This window comes from Streptomyces sp. NPDC046335 (assembly GCF_055587985.1).
Map to the genome: position 1 here is coordinate 104393 of NZ_JBVJFF010000005.1, position 13547 is coordinate 117939.

The following is a 13547-nucleotide window of genomic DNA, read 5'->3' on the forward strand; positions in this document are numbered from 1 at the left end:
ACCCCTCGTGAGCTGCTCGTCCACCGCCCGGCGCGGACCGAACCACCGTGCGGCGCCCCCTCCCGGCCGACCGCCGGACCCCCTGGACCGAAGGCCGCGAGAGCCTTTGATCGTCCCTTTCGGGGGCCTGGAGCCAGAAAACCTGGCCCATCGGGACCCAATCTCTTGTGAAGAACTTCACGAAGTTTCCCGACGGACTGTCGCCGGAGGCCCTCCGGACCCCTCTTCGGCCCGCTCAGACGCCATGCGACGCGCTCAGGCGATGGACCAGCCGATGCCGTCGAGCATGTCCTCTGTATGGGCACTCGGCTCATGCTCGATGGGAACGCCTGGTACCTCGCCGGTCGTACTGTTCTTTTCTGCCTGCCACTCAGTCGCCTTGTCCTCCCACACCGGAACGATGCGCACCCGGGTCTCGAAGCGCGAGGGGCGGGGCGATACGAGGATGTGGCGGATCACCTTCCGTAGGAACAGGTTGCGTTCCACGGTGCTGAACGAGTCCCACTCGGGGAGCAACCCCACCACAAGAGGGCGGAAGTCGTCCAGCTTGGGCTTGACTTCCTCTTCCTTCTCCTTGAGCTTCTCCAACTTCTCGGCAACCGCGTTCCGGTCGTGTTCGAGGTTGCGGCGTGCCTCGTCGTACGCCTTCGCGGGGTAGCGGTCCGGGTGGACTGCGTAGTCCGTGACGAGCCGAGTCAGCGCCGCATCCCACTGTGCGAGTTCGGTGGTGAGCTTGGCGCGGTCCTCGACGGGTTCGGCCTTCACGCCCTCTGGCGGCACGATGGCCGACGCCGCGGGTGCTTCGTCAACGCCATTCGCGATCTTCACGAGGAAACGGCGCACCTCGGCGAGCACATCGGAGTGCGTTGCGACGGCGCCCTCGCAGTCCCCGCCTGCGTCCCTTTTCGCGCACCGCCAATAGGTCTCGTCCGGCTTGGGTCGCCCGGACATGGCGCCACGGCATCGGATGCACCGCATGAGCCCGGTGGTGTCGTAGGTGGCCGAGCGTTCGCGGGGCGGCATTTTGGCTTTGGACTGCCGGCGCTCTTGGTACGCCTGCCACATTGCCTCGGAGTCGTCGAGGTCGGGGAGGTCGAAGTTGATCACAGCGTCGTGAGCGCCGCGGAAGCGTCGCCAGTGGCGGCACGACGATGCCCGGCTCTTGGGGCAGTCGCACGAGTCACGTACTTGGAGGTACCCCGCGGCAAAGCCGGAGTCCATGTACTTGAGCAGACTGTCTTGCCTCCATGCGCGCCCACGGGTGGTCCTGAATCCCTGCTCGTTCAGAAGCCGTGAGAGGTCGACGAACCCTGTCCCCTTCTCTATGTAGGCGTAATAGCAGTACCCGAGGGCTGTCGCCTCGACGGTGCGGGGCTCGTAGCGCTCGACCTGAAGGCGGAAGCCGGTCGGTTCGTTCGGGTCCGGCACGCGTCGCGGGTGCCAGACGTAGCCGAACCGTTTGCGGCCGCCGGACGGCAGGAGCAGGCCGAGCCTGTGGGCGTGAATTTCCTTCCACTGCTCGCCGATGCGATCACTCTCGAACGCTGCGAATTCGAGCATCATGCCGCGTTGGAATCGGCCGATGGCTGTTGCGGCGTCGATGGGCTCGGTTGCGGACTCCAGCCGGCCGCCGACGTTTTCGACACGGGCGAGATTGACGGCGTTGCCGACACGGTCGCGCCCGAACCGGGAGTACCGCCACACAGCGATGCCTCGGGCCTTGCGGGCCTCGACTCCCTCGATGGCCCGCATGATCTTGCGGTGGAAGTTGCGGCCGGATGCATCGAGGTCGGGAACCCACTCAACGATGCGTTTGCGGTTGCGGCGGGCCCACTCCTCAATGGCGTGGCGCTGGATTTCGGGGCTGATCTTCTCCTCTCGCCATGTGGATACGCGGATGTAGCCGATGAAGGGTTCGAGTTCGGCGTCGAGCCCTTGGAACGTTGCAGGTATCTGCGCTGTGGTCACTGTGCCTTCCGTTCGGGTCGGTCGAGGTGATGCGGGCGCAGTGTGATCACGTTGCCCGCGACCTGCTCGGCGCGGTCCCGGTGGCCACCGCGGCGCGGTGCGGGTACGTCGAGCAGGCCGCGCGCGACGTGATCGAGCGCGCGCATGTAACCGACCTGGTCAGCGGCGATGAGCTGTTCGGCGCTGACGCGTTGAGAGTTGTGCACGGTGCGGATGATGAGCAGCGGTACGGCGGTCAGGACCGCGAACAGTCCTGCTCGCCACAAGTCATCGTTGCGGCCGAGATGTCCGAGGACGCCGGAGGACAGTCCCACCAGGAGCAGGGCGAATGCGAAGACGGGAATGTACCGGTGCGTCACTTGTGGTGCCTCCGTGCGTCATTTTTCGGCGATGTGGTCCTCGCCGTTCTCGGCTCGCTGCTTGCGCAGGGTCTCGGTCATGGAGACGAACAGCTCGATTTTTCCGGGGTCGGTGATTCCCAGTTCTTCGGCTGCTGTCTCTGGTGTCAGTGGGTTGTTTCGCGAGGTCTGTTGCCGAATGGCGTCCAGTACGTCGCGGGTGAGGATGCCGGCGGCGACCAGGACCTCGGCGAGCGGGAGGCCAAGGGTGTCGGCGAGCGCTTCGAGGTTGCGCGTGTCTGGGGTTCCTTGGCCGCGAAGCATGCGACTGATGGACGCCTGTCCGATGCCTGATGCGGCGGCGAAACGCGTTTGGCCGCCGCCCCTAGGTCGGAGGTCGTAGCCGCGGCGTTCGAGCTGTGCTCTTAGCCAGTCGGCGAACTCTTCGGGCGTGGCCCGGTTGTTCCGCGGGGGGTTCGTTCGATCCATGGATGGAACATACCGCGCGTGACGCATGGCTAACACGTGATCGTTTGAACCCGCCCGGAATATGCGCGTTTGCCACGGTCCACCCCCCTGAGCTGCGACGTCGCAGTCGAACTAGTGACCGATTGTTGCCGGGCATATGCCGTCTGTCAACGAACTTTGGACGTTGAACTTCCGCTCGGCATATGCCGCGTCGAACGCCTGCCCTACGTGCTAGCGTTCCATCCGTGGATAGATCAAACCATCCACGGAAGGACGATGCCCTTATGTACGACCGCGCCGCCCTGGTCGCCGCCGCTCAAGCCGCAGGCGACCGCAACCCGTCAGACACGGCAAGACGGTTGAAGGTTGCACGTAACACCGCATGGCGTCTGTGGAAAGGACGCACCGCCCCAAGCGCCGTCCTCGCCGCGGCCGTTGAGGAGCACTACGGCGTAACCGCTGGTCAGTTGGTTAAGCGGGCCGCCGCATGAACGGCGACGTCATCCCCCGCGAGCAGGCCATCGCGAACGCCCGGCGAGTCCTCGACGCCGCCCGGCACCGCCGGGACCACGACCGCGCCGCCGGCCGCCTGGCCCCCGAAGTCGAACTCATCTTGCGCCGCCTCGAACGCCGACAGCGCCAGCAGGCGCCTGCCGACGAGGACCGCGCCGCCGCCTGAACACGACGAAGGGCCGCCCGGATGCACCCGAACGGCCCTTCCGACCGAACCCCGAGAGGCACCGATCGTGAACAGCCCCGAGATTACCCGCCGCCCCCTCCGCGCCGTCGAGGCCATACAGGGAGCCCGCCGCGTCCGTATGGACCTCACCCGCCGCGACGTGCTCGCCCGGCAGTTGGACATCATTGCGCCCGGCACCGCCCGCGTGCGGACCGTCCCCGTGACGGCCGACCGCGACGGCGAACAGCGCCCCGCTACGGCCGTCGCCCTCGACGACGCCCTCGGCCTCCCCCTCACCGCCGCCCGTGACGCCCACCGCGCCGCCCTCGCCCTGTTGCGCCGCATGTTCCCCGCCGCCGACTGGGCCCGCCCGCAGGTCTACGACGTCATCGCGGGAGCCCTCGCCGTCGACGAGCCGAGCATGCCCGAGGAGCTGCACCAGTGATCCGCCCCCAGCTCAGCGCCGACGGCCTCGCCGTGCGCCTCCCCCTCGCCGGACACGTCGACCCTGTGCTCGACGACCTCGCCCTCGCGTACGCCCAAGACCCCGACGCAGTCGGTCGCCTGCTCAACGCGCACGCCGCGCGCGTCGTCGCCCTCGACGTCGCGATGTGCAGCCAGGACGCCACCGATTACGGCCGCGCCATGCGCGCCGCCGAGGCCGACGCCACCCGAGAGGCCCTGCTCGACGACTGCCCGGCCGCCGCCGTCCTCGACCCCCTGCTCGACCCCGACGACGCAATCAGCCTCGCCGGACGCATCACCAGGCACGCCGGACACATCCGCCACACCGCACAGAAGAGGAACGCCCCCCAGTGACCGTCACCACCCTGCCCACCGCCCACGCCCCGGCCGCCGTCGCCGTCGCCCGCGGGGGCGCCCTGTCCCTCTCGCACATGACCCCGTATGAGGCGTGGCAGTTCTGCGAGTCCCTGGCCAACACGCCTCTACTGCCCGACGCCTACCGCCGTCAGCCCGCGTCCGTCCTGTGGGCGATGGAGTACGGCCGCGCCCTCGGCCTCGACGTCGTCACCACCATCACGACCATTCACGTGATCAAGGGCAAGCCGTGCCAGTCCGCCGACCTCATGCTCGGCCGCGCCCGCAGTGCCGGGCACCGCGTACGGATCACATCGGAGCGCACCCGGTGCGAGGTGCGCATCATGCGCCACGACGACCCGGACGACGAAACGGTCGTCGAGTGGACCCTCGATGACGCCGTGACCGCAGGTCTGTGCACGCTGCGGGACAACCGGCCGTACTCCCGCGACAAGCACGGCGACCCCACGCCGTGGGAGAAGTTCCCGCGCGCCATGCTGCGGGCCCGTTGCATCGCCGAGAGCGTACGTATCGCGTGCCCCGAGGTGCTGCACGGGGCGATCTACACCCCCGAAGAACTCGGCGCCGTCGTCGACCAGGAAGGTAATCCCGTCGTCGTCGAGCGCACCGACGCCCCGCAGACGACCGCGGCGACCGTCGTGCAGTCGACGCCGAACACCCCGCCGCCGGCCGAGGCCGAGGCGACCGCACCGCCGCGTGACTACCTCGCCGAGGCCACCGCCACCGCCGAGGCCGACCAGCTCGCCGCGATCCTCGCCGACGCCGAGGCAGCAGGCGCCCCCGCGGACTACATGGCGTGTCTCGCCGATCTCCGCGACGCGCACGCCGCCGAGACCGTCAACCCCGTCCGCGAGCTGCACAGCACTGCACAGGCCCGGGGCGCACACCCCGACCACCTCGCCCGCCTCGCCGCGATCGGCGCCACCAAGCCGGGCGCCAAGCAGCAGACCGGCGAGGGCGAGGAGCGACCGACCGGCGAGCAGGCCACCCCCGCCGGACCCGCGCCGCACTCGGTTTCTGACGCGGTCGCCGCAGAGGGCGCCATACCCGCCAACGTCGCCACCGCCGAGGAGGCCGCCGCCCAGGCCGAGAACCTGCTCAGGCTCGCCGCGAGCCGCGCAAATCTCCCCACCGTCGACGCTGATTTCGAGCGCGTTTACGGCTTGCCGATTGAGCAGGCCGGCGCCGCCCAGCTCGACGCGTTCCGCGCCATGATCGAGAACACCGGGGGCACGAAGTGACGACGACTGAGCAGCCGTTGACCGAGGCCGAACAGCACCACCTCGACACGATCACCGAGCGCATAGGGCTGAACCGGATCGAGCCCGAGGAACGCGCCGCCCACGGCGAGGACCCGCTCGACCGCCCAGGCCCACCCCCGGCCGCCACGGGCCCCACCGCGCCGGAACCGGCCGCCGTACGCGATGCCGTCACCCGACAGGCCGTCCTCGGCGCCCTGCTCGATGAGGTCAAGAACGCGTACAAGGACGCCAAGAAGGCCGCCGACGACCTGCTCGACCGCGCGTACCGAGCAGGTGGCACCACCAAGACTGACGCGACCCTCCCTGACGGAACGAAGGTCGGTTCTGTGTCCCGGCAGGGCGGCGAGCGCGAGGCCCAAGTCGTCGACGCCGAGGCGTTCCGCGCGTGGGTACGCGACCACTACCCCACCGAGCACGTCGTCGAGTTCGTGCCCGCGCAGGTGGTGACCGCCGTACGTCCCGGATTCGCCGGCAAGGTGCTTGCCGAGGCGACCGCAGCCGGTACCGCAAAGTTCGTCGACTCCACCACGGCCGAGGTGCACGACGTGCCCGGCGTCGAATTGAGGCCGTCGCGGGCCGCCTCGCACCGCCTCACCTACACCCGAGGCAGCAAGGCCCAACCGATCGACGGGCGGGGCCTGGTCTCCGCCGCGTGGCGCGCGGGCGCCCTCGCCGACCACCTGCCCGCCCTCGCCCCCGCGGCCACCGCCAAGGCCGAGCAGTGAGGGCCCTGCGAGGCGAGGACAAGCCGCCGCCGCAGTGCGAGTACGGCCGCCCCCAGTGCCATGCCTACCCCGCCCGGCTCTACCCGTGCGGCTGGAGATGCGACACGCACCAGCCCGCCCGTACCCACCGCCGCACGGCCTTGTGATCGGCCCCGGGGCGAGGAGACGACCGCGCCCTCGCCCCGGGCGCCCCACCCCTGACAGGAGCGACACCCCGTGACCCTCGACGCCATGGATTGGGTGTGGACCCGTGCGAAGTCGCGCGGGAACGCCCGCCTGGTCCTGCTCGCCGTCGCCGACGCCACCACCGGCCCCGAGGCCACCGCCCCCATGGGCACTGCCGAGTTCATGCGCCGGCTCGCCGCGTCGCGCTCGACCGCGCGGGCCGCCGTCGACGCCGCCCTCGCCAGTGGCGAACTGGTTGAGGACGAGCCCGCCAAGGGCAGCCGCGCGACCCGGTACAAGATCCCCGGAGCCGTCGGATACCGCCGGACCACCCGCGCTACCGGGCCGGAATCCGGCCCCATAGCCGGGAAAACCCCCGGGCCGGAATCCGGCCCTCTAGCCGCTACCGGACCGAATCTCGGCCCCTCTACCGGGCCGGAGTCCGGTCCCCCCGCAGATGCCCCGGAGACCGGTTACCGGGCCGAATCTCGGCCCCTTTGGGGACCGGATTCCGGCCCCCATCACTCACCCATAGAAGGAATGAGTGAAGGAGTGAGGGAGCGCGGGCGCGACGCAGTCGCAGTGATCCCCAAGTTCGCCCGCCCTCTGGTCGACCAGATCACCGCCGCCGGGGTCTTGGTCGCGTGGAACCTTGCCGAGGCCGAGTGGTTTGTCGTCGACGCCCTGATGAAACGTTCCGGCGTCGACATGCTCGCCACGGCTGCCGTGCAGGCCGCCGCCCGCAACCGCAAGGGCATCGCGCACGCCCGGTACTTCCTGCGGACGTGGCAGTCCCTGCCGCCCGCCCCAGCCCCCGGCACCGTTCCGGCCGCCGCCCCGGCCGCGCCCGCCCGCTCGAACGTCGTTCCCTTCCCGACTGCCGCCGCCGACCGCCCCGGCCGCGCCGCCCAGGCCGCCGACTGGTACGCCGACCTACTCGCCGAGGAGCAGTGACCCCCATGAACCGTCGCGAGATTGCCGCCCTGCTCGCCCACGTCGACCGCCTCGACCCCACCCGGGCCCCCCAGTCGAAGTCCGCCGCCGGCGAACGGCTGGAGCAGTGGGCGACCCTGCTCGAACGCGTCCCGGCGACCGCCCAGCACCCCGACGGCCCCGAGCGGTCGTGGGACGCCTCGCGGGTGGCCGCCCGGCACATCGCTACCTCGCCGTACCCGATCAAGCCGTCGGACGTGGGCGCCCCGTGGGAGACCTACCGCGCCGACGTTGTCGGCCGGCACTGGGACCCCGCCCCGGCCGTCGACCCCGACAACGTCACCGCCTACCGCGCCGCACTCCGCAGCACCCGACAGGCCGTCGCCGTCGGTGCGCTCCCCCCGGCGCCTCAGCACGCCATCGAGGGCCGCCCGAGCCCGATACGGGCCGAGCGTGACGCCGAGGCCGCCCGCCGCCTCGCCGCACTCGGCGACTACCTGCCCAGGACCGTCGCCCAGCAGCTCGCCCAGTACCGGCCGCACCGCGCCCAGCGCGAACGCCTCGCCGCCGCCAACCTCCCCGACGTCCTCGACGTCGAGTGCACGTGGTGCGGGGCGACCGTCGGCCAGCCGTGCCGTGCCCGCAACATCCGCCCCGGCAAGGACCCGCAGCAGCGGGCCCGCGCCCGCCACGCCCCCCACCCGTCCCGCGTCGAGGACGCCCAGGCCCACCACGCCCGCCGCCAGGAGCAGGAGACCGCCGCATGAGCCCGACCCCGAAGCAGGCCCGCACCCACCGCCGCAAGGCCGCGACCGGCGACCGGACGAAGAACGTCAACGCGTATCGGGTCGAGGCCAGTTGGGACCACCGGCCCGATGCACCGGTCATCATCCGTACGTCGGACCGCAAGCAGGCCCGCCGCAAGGTGACCGAACTCGCCGACAAAGGCGCGTACGTGATCTTTCAGGAACACGAAGGGTGGGACCGGTGGCGCACGCTCCGCGAGGTTGACGGCGCCGCCCTGCTTGCCGAGCGCGCCGCCGAGCAGCAGCTCGCCGCCGCGGGCCATCCACCGACCCCCGCGGGATACCGCCCGGACGCCGACGACCGACACCGCACGTGGCTGGCATGGATGAGCGCCCGCGCCGAGGCCGACCGCCGCGCCGCCGAGCAGGCCGCCCGCGACCAGGCCGAGGCCGGCGCCCGTCGCCGCCGCCTCGCCGCCGAGGCGCACCGCGACGCCCGCACCCTCATGTCACCGCCCGCGATCGTCCGGCCCGAGAACCGGCAGCGCGCCCGGCACATCACCGGGGCGCAGCGATGACCCCGGCCGCCCTCGCCGTCGTCCGGGCCGCCGTCGAGGACGCCCAGCGCGATCACGTCGAACAGCCGACTGCCGTCGTCGCCCGGATCATCGCGGAGCTACGCGACCAGGGGTGGACACTCGCCCCGCTTGACCAGGCCGAGCACCGCGCAGCCTGACGCCGCAGCACACGGGGGCGAAAACCGATCGAACAAGGGTCGCCCCCGTGCTGTATCTTCCATCCATGGATGGTTCAAACCACCCAAGAAAGCACGCCCGGTTGTTGACCACATCCCCGCGGAGGTACGTCCCGATGGCTCGCATCACGTCACCGGCCGAGCGGTTCGCCGCCAAGACGACCCCCGGGCCTGTCCCCGCCAACCTCGACACCCCGTGCCAGTTGTGGCCCGAGACGTCCCTCGACCGCGACGGTTACGGCCGCTTTTGGGTCGACGGCCGAGTCGTCCCCGCCCACCGCTGGTCGTACGAGCAGGCCCGCGGACCCATACCGGCCGGCCTCGAACTCGACCACCTCTGTTCAGTGCGCCGATGCGTCGCCGACGACCACCTCGACCCCGTCGACCACCGAACCAACGTGCTCCGCTCGACCGGCCCCTCGGCGATCAACGCCCGCCGCACCCGATGCGTGAACGGCCACGACCTCACCGACCCCACCAACGTCCGCGTGAGCTACCCCCCGTCGCACCGCAACGGGATGCGCAAGTGCCGCGCATGCGCCCGCGACCGCGCCCGCCGCACCCGCGAGCCCCAGCTCGCCCCCGTCGCCCCGATCACCACCCGCACCCCCGAGAGGACCGCCGCGTAATGGCTGGAGAGACCCCCATCACCCTGATTGGCAACGTCGTTGCCGACCCTGAGTTGCGATTCACCCCGTCCGGCGCCGCCGTAGCGAACTTCCGCGTCGCCTCGACCCCCCGCACGTTCGACCGCATCACGAACGAGTGGAAAGACGGCGAAGCACTCTTCCTGTCCGTGTCCGTGTGGCGCCAGCAGGCCGAGAACGTCGCCGAGTCCATCACCCGCGGCATGCGCGTGATCGTCGTTGGCCGCCTCGGACAGCGCCAGTACGAGAAGAACGGCGAGCGCAAGTCCTCGTACGAGATCCAGGCCGACGAGGTCGCCCCCGCGCTCAAGAACGCGACCGCCAAGGTCACTAAGAACGGCGCCCAGAACGGCCAGCAGTCGACCACCCAGGGATACGGCCAGCAGGCCCCCCACCAGGGCTACGGAGCGCCCCAGGCCGACCAGTGGAGCACCCAGCAGACCCGCCAGGGATACACGGACGAGCCGCCGTTCTAGACCCTCGCCGCGACCGGACGCGGGCCCGCCCACGCGCGGGCGCGCACGCGACTACATCCCACCACTGACACAGGAGCGATCCGCCATGACCCGTACCCCCGTCGCCGTCGACGTCGCCTCACTCGACACCCACCGCCTGATCGTCGCCGTACGCAACGACGGACACGCCGACGTGTCATCCAACCTCGCCCCCCGTGACGCCGCCGACGTACTGCGCCAGATCGCCCGCGGGTACGAGCGCCGCGCCGGAACGTGCGGGCGCGCCCTCTCCACGGGCCGCCCGTGCCCCGTGCACGACGCCCCCGCCTTCCTATCCGAGGCCACGCTCGCCGCCGACCGAGAGGCCGCCCTACTCGACGAGCACGCCCGCCAGCTCGCCGACGCCGTCACCACCCTTGGCAAGGCCCGCGGCTGGTCGACATGGGCCGCCGACTACATCCACCCCGACCGCGAGTTCGTCGACACGGACACACCCATGCCGCGCCCGGCCGGACTCGACGCCCTGCTCGCCCACGTCGCCGCCGCCATGTCCCCGGCCACCGACGACCAGGCCGTCGAGGAGCCCGACACGCTCACCGCCGACGACGTGCGCGACGCCCTCGACTTCAACGCCGACGACCGCGACCAGGTGCTCGCCACGCTCCGCGACGTCCTGCTCGACACCACCGCCACGCGCACCCCCGAGCAGGCCCTCGCCGCCGCCCGCATCCTGCTCGAAGCCCACGCCCGGCAGGTCGCCGCCCTGGTCGAGGCGCAGCGCAACACCACCGAACGCCGGGCCGGACTCACCCGCTCGACTCGTGGCCTGCTCACCGGCTTCAGCATCGCCCGGAAGACGATCACCGCCTACGCCGACGGCCTCGCCGACGAGCAGGCCCTCGCCGAGACCGCCGAGCGCGAGCAGGCCCAGCCGTGACCCCCGCCCGGACGTGTCGGGCGTGCCGCCGCCCGCTCCGCGCACCCTCGCCCGACGGATACGGGCCCACGTGCCGACGCAAGCAGCAGCCGCCCGACGTCCGGGCCCACGGGGGCGACCTGGTCACCCTCGCCCGCCAACCGCGCCCAGCCCCGCCCGGACACCCCACCCTCGACGACACGGAGCCCGCCCAGTGAGCACCGCGCCCGCGCCCGAGCAGTACGCCACCGACGCATACGGCACGCCCTGTTACCGGCACACCGACCCTGACGGCGACCAGTTCCTCGCCGCCGCGTCGCTCATCCCCGAGCAGGGCCCCGGGCTCTACTTCCGCACCAGCCCGGCCGGCGCATCGATCCCCCTCGACCACCTCGACCAGTTCATCGCCCGTTTGCAGACGATCGCCGACGTCGCCAAGGCCGAGGCCGCCGCCAAGGAGCAGCAGACCGCATGAGCCCCCGCCCCCAGCAGCGCGCCCCCAAGGGCCGCGACCGCGACCGCGCCGACCGGCGGGCCGTCGTCGACGTCCTGCTCGCCCGCGCCCACCGCGGCGCCCTGTCCCCGACCGAGGGCGCCCTACTCGCCGAGCACGTACGCGAGGAGCAGCGCCTCGCCGACGAGAGCCGTCGCGCCATGGCAGGAACGACGCGCGCCCTCGCCCGACACCGCGAGGCCGCCGACGCCGCGATCGTTGAGGCCGAGCAGCGCGCCGAGGCCGCCGAGCGCAAGCTGTCGGACTCCGAGACCCTGGGACACCGCCTGTTGCAGCGCACCGAACGTGCCGAGGAGCAGCTCGCCCACGTCGAGGCCATCCGCGAACGTCTCGCCCGCGACGTTGAAGCCATGCATGACGGCATCAACGCCACCACCCGCGAGGCGGTCGCCGCGCGCCGACTGCACCGCCAGGCCCTCGACGAGCAGCACGCCCGCGTCGACCAGGCCCTCGCCGTCCTCGCCCGGGTACGCAACGCCCAGACCCTCGGCGACGCTCTCGCCGCCGTCGCCGAGCACGACGGGGTGTCGCCGACCGCTGCCCGTCTGCATGCCCGCATCCTCGACCGCGCCGACTCGACCGACGCCCGCCTCGCCGAGCAGCAGCGCGAGCACGACATCGCCCTCGCCACCGTCCAGCGGGCCGCCACCGAGGCTGAGCAGCGAGCCGAGCGCACCGAGCACGACAACAGCCTCTTGCGCGCCGTCGACGAGGGCCGCGCCCACGGCGCCCGGCGTGTCATGAACGAACGCGACCAGGCGCAGCAGCGCGCCGAGAAGGCCGAGGAGTTCGCCAAGTTCGCCGAGGCAGCCGCCAAGCAGGCCGAGGAGCGCCTCGCCCGCATCCACGACATGGCCGACGTGTGGGAACGCTGCCTACCCGCCACCCTCCGCACCGCCACCGCCGCCGCCGCCGTCCGCAACGCCGCCAAGGGCGATGACCGGCCCGTCATGTTCGGCGTGACCACAACGGCCGGCGCTGGCACCATCGCGTTCGCCGAGCACGAACGCGCCCGGTTCGAACGCCTCTACACCCGCGAGACCGTACGCGCCGACCAGGCCGAGCAGCGTGCCCGCCGGTACCGCCTCGCGTGGATGGCCGCCCGCCGCGACCGCAAGGCCGACCGCGCTGCCATGGCCGCTGAGCTGCCCCTCGCGCAGGCCATCGACCGTGTGCGCGCCCTCGCCGCCCGCATGCACGCCGGATCGCCGCGGGGCGCCGCGGGGATCTACGCCGATCGCATCGAGCAGGCCCTCGCCCTCGACGAGCACCAGGAGCAGCACGCATGACGACCACCCCCGGCCAGCGCGCCGCCGACGACCTCGCCGCCGTCCGCGAGCAGTGGGGCGACCTGCTCGCCGCCATCGCCGAGCCGCCGCGTGCCGCGGAATGGATGCCATACGAGCGCCGAGGTTTCCTCGACCAGCTCGCCGCCGACGACCGCCACGACGACGACCAGGCCCTCGCCGAGGCCGCCGTCGGCCGTCTGCCGCTCATCCTCCGCGAGCACCCCGCGCCCGCCAACCTCCGCGCCCTCGACGCCGCCCTCGACGCCGAGCGCGAGGTGTTCGACATGTGCGACGCCGTCGCCGAGCGCGTGCAGCTCCCCGCCCGCGACCGCCACGGCCGATGGACCCTCGGCAGCGACCCGAGCGACCCGCGCTTGTGGCACATGCCCACGCACCGCGACGCGGGCCCGACGACGATCGCCTCGACCGGATCACGCGTGTTCGGCCTCCATTGGGCCGCCGTATGGCTGGAGGGCCGCGCCCTCGACGACGACCCGGCCGACCGCGCCCTGTTCGCCACCACCCCGGCGACCCTGGTCGACCAGATCGTCGACGTCGCCCGCACCGCGCGCCGCCGCGTCGAGGGCGCCCTCGGCCGCACCGCCCGGACGATCACGCTCGACGACGCGTGCCCGTTCTGCCGCGCCGGCCGCATCACCGTGCACAACGGGGGAGGCGACCCGCGACAGGCCGTGGCGACCTGCTCGACCGGCCCGACGTGCCCGGCACCCGTCGAGGCCGAGCGAGGCCGCCGGGCGTGGCGTGGGCCCGCCCTGGTCGGCCTGTTGACCGCCCTCGACGCCCGCCGTACCGCGCCCGCCGCATAGCGCGCAGCAGGCCGCACGCCC

The 13547-nt window shown here is 72.0% G+C and carries 18 protein-coding genes; 15 read left to right on the plus strand and 3 right to left on the minus strand.

The window, feature by feature from the left end; translation table 11 throughout:
* Nucleotides 1–255: 255 nt before the first annotated feature.
* Genes ACZ6JY_RS12840 through ACZ6JY_RS12850 form a run of 3 tightly spaced genes read right to left on the minus strand, consistent with a single transcriptional unit; the run spans nucleotide 256 to nucleotide 2795 of the window.
* Nucleotides 256–1968, minus strand: coding sequence for a recombinase family protein (locus tag ACZ6JY_RS12840; protein ID WP_469195211.1), 1713 nt, complete (start codon nucleotides 1966–1968; stop codon nucleotides 256–258).
* Nucleotides 1965–2327 (minus strand): hypothetical protein, encoded by a 363-nt coding sequence (locus ACZ6JY_RS12845; RefSeq protein WP_469195213.1) that lies wholly within the window; start codon nucleotides 2325–2327, stop codon nucleotides 1965–1967. Before ACZ6JY_RS12845 ends, ACZ6JY_RS12840 begins: the two co-directional genes overlap by 4 nt.
* Nucleotides 2328–2345: 18 nt before the next feature.
* Entirely contained in the window at nucleotides 2346–2795 is a 450-nt protein-coding gene (locus ACZ6JY_RS12850) for a helix-turn-helix domain-containing protein (protein WP_469195215.1), read from the minus strand.
* A 466-nt stretch (nucleotides 2796–3261) separates the two neighbouring features.
* Here ACZ6JY_RS12850 and ACZ6JY_RS12855 point away from each other — a divergent pair, with 466 nt between their 5' ends.
* The 15 genes from ACZ6JY_RS12855 (at nucleotide 3262) to ACZ6JY_RS12925 (ending at nucleotide 13526) form a co-directional block, all read left to right on the plus strand.
* Nucleotides 3262–3453, plus strand: a complete 192-nt coding sequence (locus ACZ6JY_RS12855) for a hypothetical protein (RefSeq protein ID WP_469195217.1) — start codon at nucleotides 3262–3264, stop codon at nucleotides 3451–3453.
* Between the two features lie 67 nt (nucleotides 3454–3520).
* Complete coding sequence (locus ACZ6JY_RS12860; RefSeq protein WP_469195219.1) at nucleotides 3521–3898, plus strand: hypothetical protein; 378 nt, start codon at nucleotides 3521–3523, stop codon at nucleotides 3896–3898.
* Nucleotides 3895–4272: a hypothetical protein gene (locus ACZ6JY_RS12865; RefSeq protein ID WP_469195221.1), complete on the plus strand. Its 378-nt coding sequence runs from the start codon at nucleotides 3895–3897 to the stop codon at nucleotides 4270–4272. The genes ACZ6JY_RS12860 and ACZ6JY_RS12865 overlap by 4 nt, the downstream gene beginning before the upstream one ends.
* On the plus strand, nucleotides 4269–5534 hold the full coding sequence (locus tag ACZ6JY_RS12870) for a recombinase RecT (protein WP_469195223.1): 1266 nt from the start codon (nucleotides 4269–4271) through the stop codon (nucleotides 5532–5534). The genes ACZ6JY_RS12865 and ACZ6JY_RS12870 overlap by 4 nt, the downstream gene beginning before the upstream one ends.
* A complete protein-coding gene (locus tag ACZ6JY_RS12875; protein WP_469195225.1) occupies nucleotides 5531–6280 on the plus strand; it encodes a hypothetical protein in 750 nt (249 codons plus the stop codon). The genes ACZ6JY_RS12870 and ACZ6JY_RS12875 overlap by 4 nt, the downstream gene beginning before the upstream one ends.
* Before the next feature lie 747 nt (nucleotides 6281–7027).
* Entirely contained in the window at nucleotides 7028–7399 is a 372-nt protein-coding gene (locus tag ACZ6JY_RS12880; RefSeq protein ID WP_469195227.1) for a hypothetical protein, read from the plus strand.
* 5 nt (nucleotides 7400–7404) lie between these two features.
* The gene (locus tag ACZ6JY_RS12885) at nucleotides 7405–8145 is read left to right on the plus strand and encodes a zinc finger domain-containing protein (RefSeq protein ID WP_469195229.1); all 741 of its coding nucleotides are present in this window, start codon (nucleotides 7405–7407) and stop codon (nucleotides 8143–8145) included.
* The gene (locus ACZ6JY_RS12890) at nucleotides 8142–8702 is read left to right on the plus strand and encodes a hypothetical protein (RefSeq protein WP_469195231.1); all 561 of its coding nucleotides are present in this window, start codon (nucleotides 8142–8144) and stop codon (nucleotides 8700–8702) included. Before ACZ6JY_RS12885 ends, ACZ6JY_RS12890 begins: the two co-directional genes overlap by 4 nt.
* Complete coding sequence (locus tag ACZ6JY_RS12895; RefSeq protein WP_469195233.1) at nucleotides 8699–8860, plus strand: hypothetical protein; 162 nt, start codon at nucleotides 8699–8701, stop codon at nucleotides 8858–8860. The genes ACZ6JY_RS12890 and ACZ6JY_RS12895 overlap by 4 nt, the downstream gene beginning before the upstream one ends.
* 134 nt (nucleotides 8861–8994) lie before the next feature.
* Nucleotides 8995–9507, plus strand: coding sequence for an HNH endonuclease signature motif containing protein (locus ACZ6JY_RS12900; RefSeq protein ID WP_469195235.1), 513 nt, complete (start codon nucleotides 8995–8997; stop codon nucleotides 9505–9507).
* Nucleotides 9507–10001, plus strand: a complete 495-nt coding sequence (locus ACZ6JY_RS12905; RefSeq protein WP_469195237.1) for a single-stranded DNA-binding protein — start codon at nucleotides 9507–9509, stop codon at nucleotides 9999–10001. Before ACZ6JY_RS12900 ends, ACZ6JY_RS12905 begins: the two co-directional genes overlap by 1 nt.
* Before the next feature lie 85 nt (nucleotides 10002–10086).
* The gene (locus tag ACZ6JY_RS12910; protein ID WP_469195239.1) at nucleotides 10087–10917 is read left to right on the plus strand and encodes a hypothetical protein; all 831 of its coding nucleotides are present in this window, start codon (nucleotides 10087–10089) and stop codon (nucleotides 10915–10917) included.
* Nucleotides 10918–11110: 193 nt separating this feature from the next.
* Nucleotides 11111–11371: a hypothetical protein gene (locus tag ACZ6JY_RS12915; RefSeq protein ID WP_469195241.1), complete on the plus strand. Its 261-nt coding sequence runs from the start codon at nucleotides 11111–11113 to the stop codon at nucleotides 11369–11371.
* Nucleotides 11368–12699, plus strand: coding sequence for a coiled-coil domain-containing protein (locus ACZ6JY_RS12920; protein ID WP_469195243.1), 1332 nt, complete (start codon nucleotides 11368–11370; stop codon nucleotides 12697–12699). The genes ACZ6JY_RS12915 and ACZ6JY_RS12920 overlap by 4 nt, the downstream gene beginning before the upstream one ends.
* Entirely contained in the window at nucleotides 12696–13526 is an 831-nt protein-coding gene (locus tag ACZ6JY_RS12925; protein ID WP_469195245.1) for a hypothetical protein, read from the plus strand. The genes ACZ6JY_RS12920 and ACZ6JY_RS12925 overlap by 4 nt, the downstream gene beginning before the upstream one ends.
* Nucleotides 13527–13547 lie beyond the last annotated feature (21 nt).

What these genes read in the sequence shown, in the direction of transcription:
- ACZ6JY_RS12850 (WP_469195215.1), bottom strand. Translation starts at nt 2,795, where the DNA reads ATGGATCGAACGAACCCCCCGCGGAACAACCGGGCCACGCCCGAAGAG.
- ACZ6JY_RS12855 (WP_469195217.1), top strand. Translation starts at nt 3,262, where the DNA reads ATGAACGGCGACGTCATCCCCCGCGAGCAGGCCATCGCGAACGCCCGG.
- ACZ6JY_RS12885 (WP_469195229.1), top strand. Translation starts at nt 7,405, where the DNA reads ATGAACCGTCGCGAGATTGCCGCCCTGCTCGCCCACGTCGACCGCCTC.
- ACZ6JY_RS12890 (WP_469195231.1), top strand. Translation starts at nt 8,142, where the DNA reads ATGAGCCCGACCCCGAAGCAGGCCCGCACCCACCGCCGCAAGGCCGCG.
- ACZ6JY_RS12895 (WP_469195233.1), top strand. Translation starts at nt 8,699, where the DNA reads ATGACCCCGGCCGCCCTCGCCGTCGTCCGGGCCGCCGTCGAGGACGCC.
- ACZ6JY_RS12900 (WP_469195235.1), top strand. Translation starts at nt 8,995, where the DNA reads ATGGCTCGCATCACGTCACCGGCCGAGCGGTTCGCCGCCAAGACGACC.
- ACZ6JY_RS12905 (WP_469195237.1), top strand. Translation starts at nt 9,507, where the DNA reads ATGGCTGGAGAGACCCCCATCACCCTGATTGGCAACGTCGTTGCCGAC.
- ACZ6JY_RS12910 (WP_469195239.1), top strand. Translation starts at nt 10,087, where the DNA reads ATGACCCGTACCCCCGTCGCCGTCGACGTCGCCTCACTCGACACCCAC.
- ACZ6JY_RS12920 (WP_469195243.1), top strand. Translation starts at nt 11,368, where the DNA reads ATGAGCCCCCGCCCCCAGCAGCGCGCCCCCAAGGGCCGCGACCGCGAC.
- ACZ6JY_RS12925 (WP_469195245.1), top strand. Translation starts at nt 12,696, where the DNA reads ATGACGACCACCCCCGGCCAGCGCGCCGCCGACGACCTCGCCGCCGTC.